The organism is Flavobacterium sp. T12S277 (assembly GCF_048514875.1).
GTDB lineage: Bacteria > Bacteroidota > Bacteroidia > Flavobacteriales > Flavobacteriaceae > Flavobacterium.
Window position 1 is genome coordinate 55,069 of record NZ_JBLYEG010000010.1, and the last position, 20,038, is coordinate 75,106.

The following is a 20,038-nucleotide window of genomic DNA, read 5'->3' on the forward strand; positions in this document are numbered from 1 at the left end:
CCCTTATAGAAAAACGAATTTGAAAAGGCTTTCATCAAACATTGCAAAACCTACTGCAATGCCAACCAAGCCGATTTGATTTAATACCAAAACCGCCACTGTACATTTTACAAAAGAGCGAAGCGTCATTCCCCAGACAATTCTGTTCAACTTGAAAAACACTGGCGAGGATAATTTTACGTTTAAAAGAATATCGAATGAAGAATTTTTACTTCTTATTAGTAATATACCTGTTTGTTGGCTGCAAAAAAGACGCTCCAAAAATTATTCCCGTAGTTAAAAAAGCGACTCCGGCCATTATACTTACTGATGAAAGAAAGGTAAGCATTGACACCGCTTTTATTGGCACTTTTAAAAGCGAGACGCTTAAACAATTCTACAACTCCTCAGAGAATACCACCGTTTGGGGAAACCTAAAAAAAAGAACCTATGTATTGTCGCAATTGACAAATGCCGAACAGTTAGGTCTGGATCCTGAAGATTACAAAGCTTCGAGGCTAAAAAAGTTCGAAAGCAAAATCAGCACATTAAGTGATACTGACCTGGCCACCTATGACATTTTGCTTACTTATAATTTTGAAAAATACCTCAACCATCTTTATAAAGGAAAACTGGATCCTAAAAAGCTCTACACCGACTGGGATTTAGAAGAAAAAACATTTGATGTAAACAATGTACTGATAAAAGCTTTCAATAAAAACAAACTGGACAGTATTGTTGACGGTATTCAGTCAAAGGCATCTCCTTACAAACAGCTGTTAAAAGCACTCGAAATCATCGATACTTTCCCTGATGACGACATCCAAACTATTGAATCAGCCAATAAAATTGTCTTAAACGACACCAATACCGCTTTAATTAACATCAAGAAAAGGCTTTTGTACTGGAAAGACATGACCGGAAAAGACAGTCTTACGTCTATTTACGACCAAAAAACTTTTGAATCGATTAAAAAATTTCAGGAAAGACATGGTCTGGCTGCTGACGGAGTTATTGGTGTAGGAACCATAAACGCTTTAAACTTTTCGAAAGAAAAAAGAAAAAAACAGATCATTGCCAATTTAGAACGCTGGAGATGGTACACTACTGATTTAGCCGAAAATTACTTTATTATCAACATTCCCGACTACAGCTTACATGTTGTCGAAAGTCAGGACACCACTTTAGTCCGTAATATTGTAGTAGGAACAAGTAAACGAAAAACTCCAATTATCACTTCGAAATTGAGAACAGTCGTTTTTAACCCGACCTGGACGGTACCGCCAACGATTTTAAAAGAAGATGTGGTTCCGGCAATGAAACGCAATCGGAATTATTTAGCCAATAAAAACATTACGATTTACGATACCGCCGGAAACGTAATCCCACCCAATTCCTGGAACGAAAACAAACCCGGAAATTACCGTTATGTTCAAAGTCCCGGTTACAACAATGCTTTGGGTTTAATGAAAATTCTATTTCCAAACAACCATAGTGTTTACCTGCATGATACCAACCATCGCAATAATTTTGGAAGAAGCAACCGTTCTTTAAGTTCGGGATGCGTTCGCGTAGAGAATCCATTAGAACTGGCGCAGCATATTTTGGGTGATTCTACTTCTACAGATTGGCCTAAAGAAAGAATTGATACGATCATCGCTTCCAAGAAGACGACTAGTGTTCGAATTACAAAAAAATACGCCTTATACCAATGGTACTGGACAGCATGGAGCAAAAAAAATCAGCTCATTTTCAGAGCTGACATTTATAATTTAGATTCAGATTTGTACGCTAAGCTAAGAAATTAGCCTTTCTTCCATCGTGAAACTTCTGGATGGGTGATAGATATACAAAAGTGATTTGTTTTTTATGATTTCGATGATTTCTTTGGTCATCGCCATTGGAATTGCCGGACATCCCTGGCTTCTTCCCAATCGTTTGTTGTTTCTGATGAACGATTCCGAAACATAATCGGCGCCATGCATTACAACTCCTCTTTCGCGGGCGTTGTCATTAACTCCGTTCTCCAGTCCGTCCAGGCGCAAAGAAGTACCATGTTTTCCCTGATACACTTCGCCCGTTGCATAAAATCCTAGGCTGCTTTTGAAAGAGGAATTTGAATTTGAAAAATTAGACGCAAATTCTTCTCCGGTATTTCTGCCGTGAGCCACTAAAGAATTGAATAAAACAGTGTTGGTTGCCAGATCGATTACCCACAGACGTTTTGTGTTTGAAGACAAACTAAAATCGATAAGTGTCAGGATATCTTTTTGGATTATGCCTCTTTCTTTTAAGAGGTAAAAACCCTTCAGCGCCTCAGAAAAAGTTCTGAGTTCCGGGAGTGAAAAATGATTCGGATTTAAAGTATTGTAGATACTTTCAATTTTAGAATCAACAGTAAGCGTTTCAACTTTAGCGATTGCTTTCACAGTCGCTTTTTTAACTTCATTGGTGTTGTTTGAATCTTTACCAAAAGACAACAGCAAAAACACCAGTAACGGATAAATCTTGTAAATCATTGAATTTCTTTAGGTTAAACAAAGTTTGGGGTTTGGCAAAAGTATAAAAAAAATGTACCTGTCAAAATTTAAGTGGGTAAATCAGCCCTATTTTGTTGAAACTTTAACAGAATCAAAGTAATAAATTAGCATTTCGAGCAAAAAACAAATATTTTTGTAGGAGGTTTACCCAATGATAAGAATAAAAGCGGTTTTACGTACTTTTCTTGCAAAAAAGACAGAAAATTCATTTATTTCAATTAAAACTGTAACATTTTAAAAACAATCGTGTCTATTAACAAAAGCCGCTGTATTCATTTTTCGATTCTTAAAACCACATGAAAAAATTAGTTTTTATCAGCTTTCTTTTCTTTTCTTTTTGGGGTTATGCTCAAAAGAAAACACTGCAGGCTCAATTGATTAAAGAAAACATTTTAATTGATGGAAAACTTGACGAAGCTGTATGGAAAAATGTTCCTCCTGCTACGGATTTTGTAATGTACCAACCCGATAACGCTAAACCTATTCCCGACAATCAAAAAACCGAGGTTAGAGTACTGTACAACAATGATGCGATCTATGTCGCTGCAATGTTGTATGATGACCCCGCTAAGGTTTTAAAAGAGATTTCACAGCGAGACAATTTCGGAACGGCCGATATGTTTGGGGTCTTTATCAATGGTTTTAATGACGGTCAGCAAAATTTTGAGTTCTTTGTTTCGGCAGCTGATGTTCAGGGTGACTGTATTATGACAGATGCCAATGGCGAAGATTATTCGTGGGATGCGGTATGGATCAGCAAAGCGGTTTTAAACGATAAAGGATGGGCTGTAGAAATAAAAATTCCGTACGCTGCCTTACGTTTTCCAGGCGGAGACAAACAAACCTGGGGCATTAACTTTTTCCGGGAGATCAGACGGGAGCGTAAAAAATACACCTGGAATTTGATCGATACCAAAATAGGAACGTTTACGCAGCAAAATGGTAATCTGGAAGGAATCGTCAACATCACACCTCCTACCCGATTGTTTTTTATGCCTTATGCTTCTTATTATTTAAATGCCTCCGACGGTCAGAAAACATTCGCTACTTTAAAAGGAGGAATGGATATTAAGTACGGAATAAATGATGCTTTTACGCTTGACGCCATTTTAATTCCGGATTTTGGACAAACCAAATACGACGATCAGATTTTAAACCTGGGACCGTTTGAACAGCAATTTAACGAAAATAGAGCCTTTTTTACAGAAGGAACCGACTTGTTCAACAAAGGCAAGATGTTTTACTCCCGAAGAATTGGAGGTAAGCCCTCCATAGAAATTACTTTAAAAGACAATGAAAAAATAATTGAAGAAGTTCAGAATGTGAACCTCATCAATGCTTTAAAAATTTCGGGAAGAACCAAAAATGGCTTGGGAATTGGTATTTTAAATGCCGTTACCGAAAAAACTTTTGCTACTATAAAAGACACTCTTTCGGGCGAAACAAGACGCGAAGTAGCTGAACCGCTGACCAATTATAATGTTTTGGTTCTGGATCAGCGATTCCGCAAAAATTCTTCCATTACTCTTATCAACACAAACGTTACCCGAAACGGGCATTATAGGGATGCGAATGTAACGGGATTGGCGTGGGATTTAAGAACAAAAGCCAACACTTACAGTTTATCCGGTAATGTAAAGTACAGCCTGATTAACGATAGCGAAGACAAAAGCGGCCTGTTCAGTACCATTCGTTTTGCCGAAACCAGCGGAAACTATCGCTACAGTATTGGCTCAGACTATGTATCCAAGGATTTTGATCCTAACGATTTGGGGATTAATTTTTATACCAACTATTACAATTTTTACGGAAACGGAAACTATCGCATCCTAAACCCCACAAAACTCTTTAATACTTTCAAAGTAGACTATGATATGTACACCGAGTTTAATAAAGAATCCGGAAAAGTACAGGAAAACAGGATTAGTGCAGAAGTCAATCTTTCTACTCTAAAAAACAATTTTTATGGCGCCGGGTTCGACCTTTTTCCTTTACAGACGCATGATTATTATGAACCAAGAGCCGAAAACCGCTACGTGATCATTCCGAGAAAAGTAGAAATCTGGGGAAGTGTTTCGACCAATTACAACAAGAAATTTGCTTTGGATTTAAATCCATTTGTGATCTTTGCTGATGAAGCAGGCAGAATGGCGTACGGCGTAGATGCTGGACCAAGGTATCGCTTTAACGACAAGCTTTTAATTACCTATGCTTTTAGTTTTCTGCGAAGAAACAACAACAAAGGTTATATCGACGATTTTGACGATGACAACAATGACAACACTCCCGAAACGATTGTTTTTGCCAATCGGAATGTCATTACCTATTCGAACAGTCTGAACGGGAAATATGCTTTAAACAGTGCCATGACACTCAACCTTGCTGTGAGGCAATATTGGTCGTATGCCGAAAACAAAAACATACTGGAACTTCAGGACGACGGAACTCTATCGCCTTACCCGCAATATACCAAAAACAAAAACTCCAGTTTTTATTCCTGGAATACTGATTTATCCTATTCCTGGTGGTTTGCTCCGGGCAGTCAGCTTTCGGTTTTGTACCGTAACAATGGCGTTAATTTTGAGCGTATTATCAACAAAGACTTTAAACACAACATAACCGACTTGCTCAACAATCAGGCATTAAAACACATCTTTTCGGTAAGTGTGAAATATTTTATAGACTATAATGCTGTCAAAAATAAGATCAGAAAAAGAGCCTAGCGTGAATTAATTCTAAAATTTTTAGGGTTCTTTAACCAAATTATTATTTTTTAATAGGCTTCATTTTATTAACCGTAATTGTCACCGCGCTTTCTTGTCGATTTTAGAAATGACTTATCTTTGTAAAAAACAAAAACTAATGAACAAGAAAGTTATCCTTATGATTTTAGACGGTTGGGGAAAATCTCCTGACCCTAAAGTATCTGCAATAGACAATGCAAATGTTCCTTTTATAAATAGTCTTTACAAAAATTACCCAAGCGCACAGCTTCGTACCGACGGATTAAATGTTGGTTTACCTGAAGGCCAGATGGGAAACAGTGAAGTAGGTCACATGAATCTTGGTGCCGGAAGAATTGTATACCAGGATTTAGCCAAAATAAACTTAGCCGTAGCACATCAAACACTGGCAAAAGAACAAGTACTTATTGATGCTTTTACTTATGCTAAAGAAAACAATAAAAAAGTTCACTTTTTAGGATTAGTTTCTGACGGAGGTGTTCACTCTCATACCTCACACTTACGTGGATTAATTGATGCTTCACAGGAATATGGCCTGGAGAATGTTTTTGTTCATGCTTTTACTGATGGTCGCGATGTTGATCCTAAATCAGGGGCAAAATACATTCACGATTTAGAAGAGCACATTAAAGATACTCCGGTAAAAATTGCTTCAATCGTTGGCCGTTATTACGCAATGGATCGTGACAAACGATGGGAGCGTGTAAAATTAGCTTACGATTTAGTCGTAAACGGCATAGGAACTCCATCCAAAAATGCAGTAGCCAGTATTCTTGACAGTTATGCACATGATGTTACCGATGAGTTTATCGCACCAATCGTAATGGTTGACGAGCAGGAAAAACCATTAGCAACAATCGTTGAAGGCGATGTCGTTATCTTCTTTAACTTTAGAACCGACAGAGGTCGTGAACTTACCGAGGCGCTTTCACAGCAAGACTTTCACGAGCAAAACATGCACAAATTAAACCTGCATTATGTAACGCTTACCAACTACGACGAAACGTATCTAAATGTAAAAGTAGTTTACAACAAAGACAATATCACCGAAACTCTTGGTGAGGTTTTAGAGAAAGCAGGTAAAAAACAAATTCGTATTGCCGAAACCGAGAAATATCCACACGTAACCTTTTTCTTCTCCGGAGGAAGAGAAACGCCATTTGAAGGAGAATCCCGTATTTTGAGAAATTCTCCAAAAGTAGCCACTTACGATTTACAACCGGAAATGAGTGCCTTTGAATTAAAAGATGCTTTGGTGCCTGAATTGAACAAAGGTGAGGTAGATTTTGTCTGTCTTAATTTTGCCAATGGTGACATGGTGGGACATACCGGAATCATGAGTGCTGCCATTAAAGCCTGCGAAGCGGTAGATGCCTGCGTAAAAGAGGTTATCGAAGCTGCTCTTGCCAACAATTATACTACAATTGTCATTGCCGATCACGGAAATTGTGAAACGATGATTAATCCTGACGGAAGTCCAAATACAGCACATACAACTAATCCGGTGCCGATTATTTTAGTAGACAAAGAGCTGAAAAATATTCAAAACGGGGTGTTGGGCGACATTGCTCCTACTATTCTGGAGTTAATGGGCATACAGCAGCCTAATGCGATGACTTGCCATTCTTTGTTATAGTTTTTTAGTATTCAGTCTCAGTTTTCGGTCGCAGTATTCAGTTGCGATCTTACTGAATCTTCAATATAAACCCGACAGGTTTTAAAAACCTGTCGGGTTTGCTGTTTATAAAAAAAACAAGCATAAATAAGAGTTAAAATTTCTTAATCAATAGTAATACTATTATCTTTGCATGAAAAATATTTTTTTATGCAAATTATACTATCAAATATAAAAATGCAAGTCAACGAAAAGATCTATGTAAAAGATCCGGAAACATCTGCGTTGGGAAAAAAAATAATTGAACAGAGCATCCTTCTAATTGACGATATTGGTTTTGATAATTTTACATTTAAAAAATTAGGCGAAAAAATAGGTTCAAACGAAAGTTCGATTTATCGTTACTTTGAAAACAAACACAAACTATTGGTTTACCTGTCTTCATGGTATTGGAGCTGGATGGAATACAAACTGGTTTTTACGACTACGAATATTGCAGACAAACAGGAAAAACTAAAAAAAGCCATCACCATCGTTACCGAAAAAATCACGGACGATACTTCAACCGAACATATCAACGAAGCCATTTTAAACCGAATCATCATTGCTGAATTCACCAAAACGCTTCATACCAAAGAAGTCGATCAGGAGAACAAAGAAGGCTTTTTCCTCATCTACAAAAGGGTGATCAATCGGGTCGTTTCTATTGTAAAAGAAGTAAATCCTGACTATCCGTATGCCAAATCACTGGTGTCAACCATTGTTGAAGGAAGTTTACATCAGCATTTTCTAACGGATCATTTAAAAACAATTACCGATTGTAATGAAACGGTTACGACCACTCAATTTTACCTAAACCTTGCAGAAAACGTTTTGCGCTAATTATAAAAAAAACAGTATGACTCCTTTAAAAAGATTTTACCATTTACTAGAACTGGACAAAAAAGACATTTACCAGATTTTTTTCTATGCTATTTTTGCCGGATTAGTCAGCTTATCACTTCCTTTGGGAATTCAGGCCATCATTACTTTTATACAATCCGGAAGAGTTAGTGTTTCCTGGATCGTACTTATTATACTTGTAGTGGGTGGTGTGGCTCTTGTTGGCGTGCTGTCGTTCATGCAATTGCGTATCACGGAAAACTTACAGCAAAAAATATTCGTCCGTGCTTCTTTTGAATTTGCAGCCCGTCTGCCTAAAATAAAATCAGAAGAATTGTACGGCACTTATCCGCCGGAACTAACGAACCGATTTTTTGACACCCTTACGATTCAAAAAGGAACTTCAAAATTACTAACCGATTTTTCTGCCGCTTTGCTTCAGATTACTTTCGGAATTATTCTGCTATCCCTGTATCATCCTTACTTTATTGTGTTCGGACTTTTACTGTTCCTGCTTTTGTACTTTATTTTCAAATTTTCGTATAAATCAGGTTTGGAAACCAGTTTAAAAGAATCCAAATTCAAATACAAAGTAGCAGGCTGGTTACAGGAAATGGCCCGTAATAATTTTAGCTTCCGCAATGAACTGAATTATGATTTTGCGCTTCAAAAAAACAATTCAATCGTAGCGGGTTATCTTAACTACAGAGAGAAACACTTTAGCGTAATCAAAAAACAATTTACGCAACTGATTATTTTTAAAGTCATTATTACCGCAAGTTTACTATCAATTGGAGGTTACTTGGTACTGAGTCAGGAAATGAATATCGGGCAGTTTGTTGCTGCCGAGATCATCATTTTACTGGTGATTACATCGGTAGAAAAAATCATCCTCGGATTGGAGAGCTTCTACGATGTTTTAACTTCTGTGGAGAAAATCGGACAGGTGACTGACTTAGCTTTAGAAGAAAACTCCGAGTCTGATTCCTTAAATGATCATTGTTACAACAGCATCTCTTTAGAAACAGAGAACTTAAAATTCAAATTTCCGGATTCTCCAACGAATGCTTTAGATTCTATTTCGTTAAAAATCGACCAGGGTGAAAAAATTGTTATCGAGGGTGAAAATGGCTCAGGAAAAACAACTCTTATCAGGGTATTATCCGGTTTATTAAGACAAAGTTCAGGCGCTTTTTACATCAATGATGATACTTTTAGAAAAATAAATCTGAAACAATATCGCTCGCAGATTGGCAGCATCATTCACAACGAAACCCCATTTGACGGAACGATTTTGGAAAACATCACTTTCAACGATCCGTTGATCAGTACCGAAGATCTGAAATGGGCACTCGACGGTGTTCAACTTAGTCCGCTGATTAAATTGTTGCCTAAAGGTCTGAAGACCCATATTCACCCTGAGGGAAAACAGTTATCGTCTTCTAATGCTCAAAAAATCCTCTTGGCCAGAAGTATTATTCACAAACCAAAAGTGCTTTTCTACGAAGATCCGACAGATACGATGGACGAGAATGTTGCCAATGAAATTATCGATTTTATAACTTCTGAAAAGAACAAATGGACAATTATCGTTTCGTCTAAAAACCCTTATTGGCAAACAAAATCGACACGAAAAATTACAATGCAAAACGGTCAAATTATACTGGATCAAAAAAACAACTAAGCCATGCTAAACATCTCTGACAATAAAACAAAATTACAGCCGCTTGATCAATACGAGACAGTAAGAAACTTAAGCAACAGGCCACATTATAAAATTCTAAACCGAATCATCATCGCATCTTCCATTTTAGGAATCATTGCGCTTTTATTACCATGGACACAAAACATTTCGGGTTCGGGAGCGGTAACCACTTTAAAACCCAACCAAAGGCCGCAATCGATCCAGAGTGTGATTTCGGGACGTATTGAAAAATGGTACGTACAGGAAGGAGATTTCGTTAAAAAGGGAGATACGATTCTGTTTATTTCTGAGATCAAAGAAGATTATATGGATCCTAATTTGGTCGCAAACACCAAAAATCAGGTCGATGCTAAGAAAAACTCTTTGGAATCGTATGGCGAAAAAGTGACCACACTTTCGGGGCAGATTCAGGCGATCGAAAATGAAAAAAGACTAAAACTGGAACAAGCCAGAAACAAAGTCAAACAATCGCTTTTAAAAATAAAAAGTGACAGTATCGATCTGATTGCCGTAAAAACACAGCTGCGAATTGCCAACACTCAATACAACCGTTCAGTACAATTAAACAAGGAAGGATTGAAACCGCTTACGGATGTGGAAGAAAAACGTCTGAAACTACAGGATGTTGACGCTAAAATCATCACACAGGAAAACAAATACCTGACCAGCAAAAATGAGTACATCAACGCCAGAGTGGAGATTAACAGAATTACGGCAGAGTACGGCGAAAAAGTAGCCAAAGCAAGAAGCGACCAGTTTACAACACTGAGTAATAAATTTGATACCGAAGCACAGGTAAGCAAACTCGAGAATCAATACGCCAATTACAGCTTACGTAATGGCATGTACTACATCAAAGCGGTACAAGACGGTTACATCAACCGTGCTTTACAGGCTGGTTTGGGTGAAACGATCAAAGAAGGAACGCCAATTGTAACGATCATGCCTTCTCATTACGATATTGCTGTAGAAACTTACATCAGCCCAATTGACCTGCCTTTGATCAGAAAAGGAGAAAAAGTACGTGTTTGGTTTGACGGATGGCCTACCATTGTATTTTCAGGATGGCCGGATATGTCCTACGGAACTTTTGGAGGTACAGTTGTAGCGATAGAAAACTTTATCAGCGATAATGGTAAATACAGAATCCTGATCGCTCCGGATCCTAACGAAACAAAATGGCCAAAACAATTAAGCATTGGCTCCGGTGCCCAAACGATTGCCTTGCTAGACACTGTGCCAATCTGGTTTGAAATCTGGAGAACCCTAAACGGATTCCCTCCTAATTATTATAAAAGCGCTCAAAAAGTAACTAAAGAAAAAAAATAATGAGACCAATACTTATCGCTTTTCTTTTCTTGGGCTGTGCCGTTTTTGGCCAGCAGCCCTTCTCCAAAGAGCTCACCTACAATGAGTTTTTGGGATATGTAAAAAAGTACCATCCATTGGTTAAAAATGCTAATCTGGAACTAAGCAAAGCACAAGCCAATCTGATGATGGCCCGTGGTGGTTTTGATCCAAAAATTGAAGTAGATTTTAGCCAGAAACAATTTAAAGACAAAGAATATTATTCGATTCTGAACAGCAGTTTTAAAATCCCTACCTGGTATGGAATTGAACTGAAAGCCGGATTCGACAATAACGAAGGGGTTTACCTGAATCCGGAGAACACTACCCCAAATCAGGGCTTAACTTCTTTTGGCATCAGTGTTCCGCTTGGACAGGGATTGTTTATCAATCAAAGAATGGCGGACGTGCGAAAAGCTAAAATTCAGGTCAAACTGAGTGAATCGGAGCGAAAACTTCAGGCCGTTAGCATTTTGTACGATGCCTCACTTGCGTATTTTAACTGGAAGAAGAATTTTGAAGAAATGAAGCTTTACGAAATGTACAGCAAGAATGCCGAAATTCGTCTGCAAGGTATTAAGTCGCTCATCACTCAGGGAGACAAACCGGCAATAGACAGCATTGAAGCCGGAATTATTGTAAAAAACAGAGCCTTGAGCCTTGAAGATTCCAAGTTAAAACTAACAAAAGCCAAACTCGAATTATCGAATTTTATGTGGCTGGAAAACAATATCCCGCTGGAAATTTCAGACGAGCTGGTGCCCGAAACAGCACTTGAATCAACCTTGCAGGAAACTTTAAAAACAAACGAACTGCTGCAAGGCGATACGAATTTAGAAGCCCATCCGAAATTAAATGCGCTGCAAAATAAAATAGACATGTTAAAGGTTGAAAAAGACCTGAAGCAAAACATGCTGTTGCCCAAAATAAATGTAGGCTACTCCTATTTGTCCGAGCCCAGATATGTTGACAAATACAAGTTTGACGATTACAAGATTGGTTTAGAATTTTACTTCCCTTTGTTTCTTAGAAAAGAACGCGGAAGTCTGAAATTAGCCAAATACAAACTTCAGGAAAATGAATTTGCATTGGCTCTGGAACGAACACAGCTGACCAACAAGATAACTGCACAAAAAGTAGAAATCAATTCACTAATCAAACAAAAAAAACTGGCCAAAGATTTAGTAGACAATAACACCGCCATGTTAAACTCAGAGGAACGATTGTTCTCTTTTGGAGAAAGTTCTTTGTTTCTTATCAATACTAGGGAAAACAACCTGGTTAGTGCCAAACTGGCTTCAATCGCTTTGGAAAACAGGTTTTACATCTCTAACTCAGAGTTGTTCAAAATCATGGCCAATCCTCAATAATTTTTAAATCTTAGGAGTGATCTAACGGATAAAGCGTTTGCTTAAATAAGGATAGATCACTTCTGAGGTTAAATTTGGTGTACTTACTTTAACACATAGAAACATAAGTGCTGCAGCTTCAAAAAAGGCGTTTCACTTTAAATAAAACGCAGAGGACTATGTGGGAGATATATATTGCTTTTGGATAATTTCCTCTCGCAGATTTAGCAGATTAGGCAGATTTTTTAATCTTTCTAATCCTCTTAATCTGTGGCAAGTATTTTAATACATCTACACCTAAAATCTATAAATCGCATCCAGCAGGCTAAACCAGATAATGATACGTCCACTCGACGGCATAAATCACGAGTCCGATAAGACCTCCTACCAGCGTCCCGTTGATTCGGATGTATTGCAAATCTTTACCGATTTCCAGTTCTAGTTTTTCCGAAACTTCTTTTCCATCCCAGCTTTTTACCGTAGAAGAAATTAAATCCCCTATCACTTTTTTATTGTTCAGAAGAATAGAAAGCAAATCATTCTTGATGAAATTATTGATTTTGTCAATCATCACCGCATCTTCTTTTATTCCGTTTCCGAAACCCTGAATTAAACCCGAAATACTTTTCTTAATCGACGATTCATCGCCCTTTTTCAAATCAGTTGAAATCGATTCTTTGATTTCATCCCAAATTCCGTTAACATAATCCTGAACCTCTTTTTTGCCGGCAAAACTCAAAATCATGGTATTGATCTTTACCCGCATTTCTTCTGAATTCTTTACCTTGTCTAAAAAGTCATAAACATACTCGTCAATTTTAAGTCTGATAGCACTTCCCGGATGTTTTGCCTCGTTTAAAAAATCAGCAAGACCATTAAAAACGCCTTCAGTAATGCTTTTATCGGCCAGACCAAAACTCAGAAACGGGGTTGACTCTTTTACTTTTTTCCGAATCAGATCTTTATTATTGCTCAGTTCTGTACTCATAACATTCAGCACGTTGGTCAGCAGCTCGTCCTTCACATTCCCTTTCTGCAAAGGTTCTAACGCCAGCGCTACCCAATCGCCAAAATTAACAGCCTCCAGTTTCTCTTTGAACTGAGTTTGAATAAATCGTTTGATATCTTCATCTTTTATCGTTTTTAAAACTCCGGGAATAATATTTAAAGCCACCACACTGGCAATTTTATTGGCATTATCCTCCTGCGAAAGCCAATCGGAAGCTTTTGTTGCGAAATTAAACTCCTCCAATTTTATCTCGAGTTTCTCGCGATTCAGAAATTCTTCGGAAACGAAATTCCCTAAGTTTTCACCAATTTCATTTTTCTTAGTCGGAATAATTGCAGTATGCCAAATCGGGATTCCCAGTGGATGACGAAACAAAGCTACCACAGCAAACCAATCTGCAATTCCCCCCACCATCGCGGCCTCGCTAAAAGCCTGAAGCATGGGAATCTTAAAATAAACTGCTATCACAAATAAAAGTACTGCAAAGCCTAAAAGCGCTAAGGCATTCCGTTTCATCTTATTTAAAGCTCGCTTTTTGGATATATTTTCAGGATCAATAGACGTTTCCATAATTATAGTAGTTTTAGACTTTTACTAATTTACGGCTTTTCTGCGAACTAGTGATTGCTATTAATTCTCTGCTCGCCACGAATTCACGATTTTCTATTTGTAAACTTTACGCATAAATATTGATTCGTGAATTCATGGCTCATTTTTAAACGCCTGTTATTCCTTTTAATTCGTGAATTCGTGACGAAAAATTTTTAGCTAAAAAATAATATTAAAATTTGTACTTTTGCCAACTGAAAATCCGAAATTATGATTATTGTAAAATCACGTGAAGAAATCGAATTAATGCGCGAAAGTGCTTTGATCGTATCTAAAACATTAGGAATGATTGCTTCTGAAATTAAAGAAGGAGTAACCACATTATACCTGGACAAGCTAGCTGAAGAATTCATCCGTGATCACGGTGCTGTTCCGAGTTTTTTGGGATTGTATGATTTCCCGAATTCGCTATGTATGAGTCCTAACTCTCAGGTTGTACACGGAATTCCGAACAATACGCCCCTGAAAAGCGGTGATGTTATTTCGGTAGATTGTGGTGCATTCAAGAATGGATATCACGGTGATCACGCCTATAGTTTCGAAATTGGAGAAGTGGCTCCTGAAGTTAAAAAACTTCTGAAAGTAACTAAAGAATCTCTTTACGTAGGAATCAAAGAATTTAAAGCTGGAAATCGCGTGGAAGATGTTGGAAATGCGATTCAGAAATACACTGAAGCTCACGGTTACGGAGTGGTTCGCGAATTGGTAGGACACGGTTTAGGGCAAAAAATGCACGAAGAACCTGAAATGCCAAACTACGGAAAACGCGGCCGCGGAAAACTGTTTGTGGAAGGAATGGTTGTGGCCATCGAGCCAATGATCAATATGGGAACAAGAAATATCAAACAACATAAAGACGGCTGGACTATTACAACTGCTGATGGAAAACCAAGTGCCCATTTCGAGCATGACGTGGCTTTAATTGACGGAAAACCAGAGTTATTATCGACTTTCCAATACATCTATAAAGCTTTAGGAATCGAAAGCAATGAAGAAGACGAATTCAGAAAAGTGCCGTTAGTTCTATAATTAAAATTCAACCCCGAATAAAACCCTGTGAAAAAATTATTCAAATTAGTTTTAAATACAATACCTCGTCCATTATTAATTCGTTTGAGTTATGTTGCCCGACCGATTTTGGCGCTTTCCTTAAAAGGAAGTAAATATACTGATCCTATTGATGGAAAAAGTTTTAGATCATTTTTGCCTTACGGATACGGAAAACAACGCAACAATGTGCTTTCACCAAGTACACTTTCTTTAGAAAGACACCGTTTGCTTTGGTTGTATTTAAACGATCAGACTGATTTTTTTACAGCACCAAAAAAAGTATTACACTTTGCTCCGGAGCAGGCTTTTTACAAAAGATTCCGCAAGCAGAAAAATCTGGATTACACGACAACTGATTTATTCTCGCCTTTGGCAGATGTAAAAGCAGACATTTGTAATTTGCCTTTTAAAGACAATGAATACGATGTTATTTTATGCAATCACGTTTTAGAACATATTCCGGATGACACAAAAGCGATGCGTGAATTATATCGCGTTTTAAAACCAGGCGGAATGGCGATTCTTCAAATTCCGCAAGACTTATCCAGAGCGGTTACTTTTGCCGATGATACCATCACCGATCAAAAAGAACGTGCGAGAATATTTGGTCAGTACGATCACGTGCGCATTTATGGCCGTGACTATTTTGATAAATTAAGAAGCATCGGTTTTATCGTTATCGAAGAAGACTATACCCATAAAATTTCACCTGAACTGGTAGAAAAATATTGTTTGGCAAAGGGCGAAATCATTCCGCTTTGCTTCAAACAGGAAAACTAATTCTTTCACCCTATAAGTGATACAAGTTCATTTAAAAAGAGTTTTCAAATTATTGATATTTTGAAAACTCTTTATTTTTTTGCCCAATCTCTAAATTATAAGCCAACCAAATCCCTAAATCTTGGAACCTACAAAATCATTTCAGTTTTGCTTTGACATCAGTTTTGAAAAAAACCTGAATGTATATATCCCAACAGCCTATATCATTGAGAATACCGATGATATTAAATATCTAGAAAAAAAAGCGAGTGCAGATGTACTTGAAAGTTTTGGAGTTCTTTTTGAAAATTTAGATTCCAATACAAAAAAAATACTGACGGCTTGTGACTCTTTAAAGCCTGATTTTATTTTCAGGAAATTCAGCGCCAAAATCAAATCGGCTAAAACAATTGCTGATTTACAAAAAGATTCCAAAATTGAATTTGCCATTCGTCAGCATTTAAAATTTAACTTAGAATCCTTTTACCATCTAATTGTAAAAGAACAATTTCCATTCTCTGCTAATATGAGTGCCGAAAAGGATTTTTATCGTTGGAGAGTCGACACAAATCCGTTAGAGTTTGAACCTCAAATTCAATTTGACAAACACGCCGAAGGCATTACTTATACTTTATCTTTAAAAGAAGACGAAACCACATTTCTACCAATGGATAAAAATGCGGATATTCTTTTGGACGAACCGGGCTGGTTGATTATCGATAAAAAATTAGGGCGTTTGAAAGAACTTAATGCTAAAAAACTTTCCCCTTTTTTAAAGAAAAAATCAATCGAAATACCTTCAAAATTAGTGGACAATTATTTTAAGAATTTCATTCCTGAAATAGCCAAAAAAATCGATATTGAAGCGACTGGTTTTGAAATTGAAAGTCGTGACAAAATTATTTCGTGCACGATTCAGCCTGTTTATGATTTCTTTAAAAACTGTTATTACCTCAACCTTTATTTTGAGTATAACGGTTATTTATTTGACGCCAGTAAAACTAAAAAAACACATTCATTTGTCGATTTCAGCATTCCGAATGAGCCCAAAATAATTCAGTTTAAACGAAGTACTGATGAAGTTTTATATACAAATAAATTACTGGAAATTGGTTTAATAAAAATCAAAAACGAATTATTCGGATTGAATTCAGATACTGAAATACATGATCCTTATTCTAATATCCAATTTGTTATTGATCGCAAAGAAGAGTTAGAAAATTCAGGGTTTATAATCCATAATTTGAAACTGGAAAGCAAAGAGATCATTACAAAAAATCATACGGTTACGACTTCAAAAGAAGAAACAAAAGAAGATTGGTTTGATATTAAAATCATCATTTCTATTGGGGATTATACCATCAACTTTAGCGAAATCATTCCAAATATAAAAAGCAAGGAAAGACTCTTTTTACTGCCTGACGGAAACTACTTTCTGATTCCTTTAGAATGGCTTAGTAAATATGGTTCACTGGCAAAATTAGCCCGAACAGAAAACGGAAATGTACTTTTGCGTAAAAGTAATTTTACCGCTTTAGACACCATTCCGGAAATTGAAAGCGAGGTAATTGCTAAGGCCGAATATCAATCTTCTGATTTATTAAAAGCCACTTTAAGACCTTATCAGATTGACGGAATAAAATGGCTTCTGGGCCATTTCAATTCAAACCTGGGCGCCTGTCTTGCGGATGACATGGGGCTTGGAAAAACATTACAGACTTTAGCTGTACTGGTTGCTGTACAGGAACAGTTAGGTTTTACGACCAAAACCACAAATTTTGATTTGTTTCAAAATGAAACTGTTATTGAAAGAACTCCCTTGAAAGCTTTGATTGTACTGCCTTCTTCGCTGGTTTTTAACTGGTACAATGAGGCCGCAAAATTCACACCTCATTTTTCGAAAATGCAATACATTGGCAACGACAGAAAATTGCTCTCGAACCGACTGGAAACAACCGATTTGGTTTTTACGAGTTACAGCATCCTTCACCGTGATATTTCAATTTTAGAAAAACACAACTTCCGTTATTTGATTTTGGACGAAAGCCAATACATCAAAAACAGAGATTCTAAGATTTTCAAGGCCATTAACAAAATAAATACAGCGCATAAAATTGCCTTAAGCGGTACACCTATCGAAAACTCCTTAGACGATCTCTGGTCGCAAATGCAGTTTATCAATCCTGATATTCTGGGTACTTATGCTTTTTTTGCAGAGAATTTCAAAACTCCGATCGAGAAAAAACAGGACGAAAATAGTTTGGCGGAGTTAAAAAACCTCATCCAGCCTTATATTTTGAGAAGAACCAAAGAGCAGGTTTTAAAAGATTTACCTGAATTGACAGAGCAAATTTATTACTGCAACATGGATGCTGAGCAGGAAAAATTATATGAAAAAGAGAAATCAAAAGCACGTAATTTTTTACTCAAAACAGACGGTTCAAGTCCCGACAAGATTAGCATTATCAATACTTTGATGAAGTTAAGACAGCTGAGCAACCATCCCAAAATGGTCGATCAGGATTCAGAAGTGGATTCCGGAAAATATATTGCCGTAACCAATTACCTGAAAAACTTAGTGAAAGGGAAACAAAAAGTGATCATTTTTAGCTCCTTTGTAACCAATTTGAATTTTTACACAAGTTGGTGCAAGGAAAACAAAATAGATTTTTGTGAAATTACCGGTGAAACGCCTTCGCAAAAAAGAGAGCAGCAGGTTAAATTGTTTCAGGAAAAAGAAAATCCGTTGTTGTTCTTTATTTCGCTCAAGGCAGGAGGTGTAGGACTGAATATCACCAAAGCTTCCTATGTGCTGTTTTTAGATCCGTGGTGGAATCCTTTTGCTGAAAAACAAGGGGTGGGAAGAGCGCATCGTATCGGGCAGTTGAACAAGGTGAATGTGGTTCGGTTTATTTCAAAAAATACCGTAGAAGAAAAAATAATCAAACTACAGGAAAACAAAAAACTACTGTCGGATTCCCTTTTGGAAGAAAGCCATATCAGCAACGAAATCGAAGCCAATCTGGAATATCTTCTGGGTTCCTGATCCATTTGTTTTCAAAACCTCTAAAATAGCATCTTATTACGTTCTATAAAATTGTTATATTTACAATCTTACAACCTAATAAGATGCCGAAAAAATTGTTTAAGAATCTCTTTATATTTTTATTTTTTGCTTCAGCGACAGCTCAGGAAGTACAAACCGAAGTAAGCCCTCCTTACAATATTAAAACCGTTTCGTTTGTTCAGAACGGCGGCAATGTGGTTCCGATTTTCGAATTAGGCGATACGTTTCAATTTCAATTTGATGATTTGTTTGGCAATGAAGCCAATTATTATTTTGAAGTGATACACTGCGATTACAACTGGAAACCCACCGAGATTCCAAAAAATGACTATATCAGCGGCTTCGACAATCAGCGCATCACCGATTATTCGAATTCGTTTAACACACTTCAGATCTATTCGCATTACCGACTTCCTTTTCCCAATCAGTTTACCACCCAGTTTCGAATTTCGGGCAATTATATGCTCCGAATTTTAAACGAGGATAAGGAAGTGGTGCTGTCCAGAAAATTTATTTTATACGAAAATCGCGCTACAGTGGCAGCTCAGGTAAAACGAAGCCGAAATCTCGCGAATATTGACTACAAACAAAATCTGGATTTTTCGATATCGTCTAACGATATTGTTTTTCAGACACCTCTGCAAAATATAAAAGTCCTGTTGTTACAGAATGGAAACTTTAATACGGCGATCAAAAATATCCCTCCACAGTACACCATCGGGAATCAAATGGTATACAAATACGACCAGGAAACACAGTTTTGGGGTGGAAATGAGTTCCTGTATTTTGAAAACAAGGACATCCGTGCAGCAAGTACCAATGTCGCAAAAGTAGGAACCAGCAACGATATTTATAATTCTTATTTGTTCACGAATCTGGCAAGAGCCAATCAAATTTACACCAACAATCAGGATGTAAACGGAAACTTTGTGGTGAAGAACATCAATGCTTCGAACAATGAAATTGAAGCGGACTATGCCTGGGTATATTTCAGTCTGTCTGCCCCTACTTTCAGATCTTCAAACAAAGACATTTATATCAGCGGAATGTTCAACAATTACAGTTTAGTTCCGGAATTTAAAATGGATTACAATTCAGAGAAAGGTATTTTTGAAAAAGCAATTGTGATCAAGCAGGGTTTTACCGCTTTTCAATATACGGTTGCCGATAAAAAAGGGGTGATTGATTATGAAAATGCGATCGACGGAAACTTTTATCAGACTGAAAATGAATACACCATACTGGTTTACTACAGAGAAAGTAACGATCGCTATCAAAGAGTTATTGGCAAAGGAAATGCCAGCTCGGTCAACATCATAAATTAAAACATTGTTAAGGATTTAGGCGGAAAGATTTTTTTTCGTAGATTTGCAACTATAACGC

Annotated in this window: 13 protein-coding genes; 11 read left to right on the forward strand and 2 right to left on the reverse strand. The window is 37.1% G+C overall.

The genetic code is table 11. From position 1 onward, the window contains the following. The first annotated feature begins 197 nt into the window (after positions 1-197). Entirely contained in the window at positions 198-1,787 is a 1,590-nt protein-coding gene (locus tag ACN1CN_RS14840) for a L,D-transpeptidase family protein (protein WP_419136201.1), read from the forward strand. Here ACN1CN_RS14840 and ACN1CN_RS14845 read toward each other — a convergent pair. Continuing rightward, on the reverse strand, positions 1,776-2,498 hold the full coding sequence (locus ACN1CN_RS14845) for a murein L,D-transpeptidase catalytic domain family protein (RefSeq protein WP_419136202.1): 723 nt from the start codon (positions 2,496-2,498) through the stop codon (positions 1,776-1,778). The genes ACN1CN_RS14840 and ACN1CN_RS14845 overlap by 12 nt on opposite strands. Before the next feature lie 317 nt (positions 2,499-2,815). On the opposite strand from ACN1CN_RS14845, the gene ACN1CN_RS14850 reads away from it, so the two are divergent. From ACN1CN_RS14850 to ACN1CN_RS14875, 6 genes are all read left to right on the forward strand, one after another. Continuing rightward, positions 2,816-5,242 carry a DUF5916 domain-containing protein gene (locus tag ACN1CN_RS14850; protein ID WP_419136203.1) on the forward strand — a complete coding sequence of 809 codons (2,427 nt, stop codon included), beginning with the start codon at positions 2,816-2,818 and terminating at the stop codon, positions 5,240-5,242. Positions 5,243-5,381: 139 nt separating this feature from the next. Further along, complete coding sequence (gene gpmI / locus ACN1CN_RS14855; RefSeq protein WP_419136204.1) at positions 5,382-6,899, forward strand: 2,3-bisphosphoglycerate-independent phosphoglycerate mutase; 1,518 nt, start codon at positions 5,382-5,384, stop codon at positions 6,897-6,899. Positions 6,900-7,088: 189 nt separating this feature from the next. Further along, on the forward strand, positions 7,089-7,760 hold the full coding sequence (locus ACN1CN_RS14860; RefSeq protein ID WP_291288000.1) for a TetR/AcrR family transcriptional regulator: 672 nt from the start codon (positions 7,089-7,091) through the stop codon (positions 7,758-7,760). A 16-nt stretch (positions 7,761-7,776) separates the two neighbouring features. Continuing rightward, on the forward strand, positions 7,777-9,444 hold the full coding sequence (locus ACN1CN_RS14865) for a peptidase domain-containing ABC transporter (RefSeq protein WP_264522820.1): 1,668 nt from the start codon (positions 7,777-7,779) through the stop codon (positions 9,442-9,444). Positions 9,445-9,447: 3 nt separating this feature from the next. Beyond that, complete coding sequence (locus tag ACN1CN_RS14870) at positions 9,448-10,794, forward strand: HlyD family secretion protein (protein ID WP_419136205.1); 1,347 nt, start codon at positions 9,448-9,450, stop codon at positions 10,792-10,794. After that, on the forward strand, positions 10,794-12,182 hold the full coding sequence (locus tag ACN1CN_RS14875; RefSeq protein WP_419136206.1) for a TolC family protein: 1,389 nt from the start codon (positions 10,794-10,796) through the stop codon (positions 12,180-12,182). Before ACN1CN_RS14870 ends, ACN1CN_RS14875 begins: the two co-directional genes overlap by 1 nt. Positions 12,183-12,486: 304 nt before the next feature. Here ACN1CN_RS14875 and ACN1CN_RS14880 read toward each other — a convergent pair whose 3' ends face one another. After that, a complete protein-coding gene (locus tag ACN1CN_RS14880) occupies positions 12,487-13,740 on the reverse strand; it encodes a DUF445 domain-containing protein (protein WP_419136207.1) in 1,254 nt (417 codons plus the stop codon). Between the two features lie 249 nt (positions 13,741-13,989). Here ACN1CN_RS14880 and map point away from each other — a divergent pair, with 249 nt between their 5' ends. The 4 genes from map to ACN1CN_RS14900 all read left to right on the forward strand — a co-directional run bounded on the left by map (position 13,990) and on the right by ACN1CN_RS14900 (position 19,980). Continuing rightward, on the forward strand, positions 13,990-14,808 hold the full coding sequence (gene map, locus ACN1CN_RS14885; protein WP_264522816.1) for a type I methionyl aminopeptidase: 819 nt from the start codon (positions 13,990-13,992) through the stop codon (positions 14,806-14,808). Between the two features lie 27 nt (positions 14,809-14,835). After that, positions 14,836-15,609: a class I SAM-dependent methyltransferase gene (locus ACN1CN_RS14890; RefSeq protein ID WP_264522815.1), complete on the forward strand. Its 774-nt coding sequence runs from the start codon at positions 14,836-14,838 to the stop codon at positions 15,607-15,609. Positions 15,610-15,730: 121 nt separating this feature from the next. Continuing rightward, positions 15,731-18,634: a DEAD/DEAH box helicase gene (locus ACN1CN_RS14895; protein ID WP_419136208.1), complete on the forward strand. Its 2,904-nt coding sequence runs from the start codon at positions 15,731-15,733 to the stop codon at positions 18,632-18,634. Positions 18,635-18,717: 83 nt separating this feature from the next. Continuing rightward, a complete protein-coding gene (locus ACN1CN_RS14900; RefSeq protein ID WP_291287980.1) occupies positions 18,718-19,980 on the forward strand; it encodes a DUF5103 domain-containing protein in 1,263 nt (420 codons plus the stop codon). Positions 19,981-20,038 lie beyond the last annotated feature (58 nt).

Excerpts from the sequence above, each read along its gene's own strand:
- ACN1CN_RS14845 (WP_419136202.1), bottom strand. The coding sequence starts at position 2,498 with ATGATTTACAAGATTTATCCGTTACTGGTGTTTTTGCTGTTGTCTTTT.
- gpmI (WP_419136204.1), top strand. The coding sequence starts at position 5,382 with ATGAACAAGAAAGTTATCCTTATGATTTTAGACGGTTGGGGAAAATCT.
- ACN1CN_RS14880 (WP_419136207.1), bottom strand. The coding sequence starts at position 13,740 with ATGGAAACGTCTATTGATCCTGAAAATATATCCAAAAAGCGAGCTTTA.
- ACN1CN_RS14900 (WP_291287980.1), top strand. The coding sequence starts at position 18,718 with ATGCCGAAAAAATTGTTTAAGAATCTCTTTATATTTTTATTTTTTGCT.
- ACN1CN_RS14865 (WP_264522820.1), top strand. The coding sequence starts at position 7,777 with ATGACTCCTTTAAAAAGATTTTACCATTTACTAGAACTGGACAAAAAA.
- ACN1CN_RS14870 (WP_419136205.1), top strand. The coding sequence starts at position 9,448 with ATGCTAAACATCTCTGACAATAAAACAAAATTACAGCCGCTTGATCAA.
- ACN1CN_RS14850 (WP_419136203.1), top strand. The coding sequence starts at position 2,816 with ATGAAAAAATTAGTTTTTATCAGCTTTCTTTTCTTTTCTTTTTGGGGT.
- ACN1CN_RS14840 (WP_419136201.1), top strand. The coding sequence starts at position 198 with ATGAAGAATTTTTACTTCTTATTAGTAATATACCTGTTTGTTGGCTGC.
- ACN1CN_RS14875 (WP_419136206.1), top strand. The coding sequence starts at position 10,794 with ATGAGACCAATACTTATCGCTTTTCTTTTCTTGGGCTGTGCCGTTTTT.
- map (WP_264522816.1), top strand. The coding sequence starts at position 13,990 with ATGATTATTGTAAAATCACGTGAAGAAATCGAATTAATGCGCGAAAGT.
- ACN1CN_RS14860 (WP_291288000.1), top strand. The coding sequence starts at position 7,089 with ATGCAAATTATACTATCAAATATAAAAATGCAAGTCAACGAAAAGATC.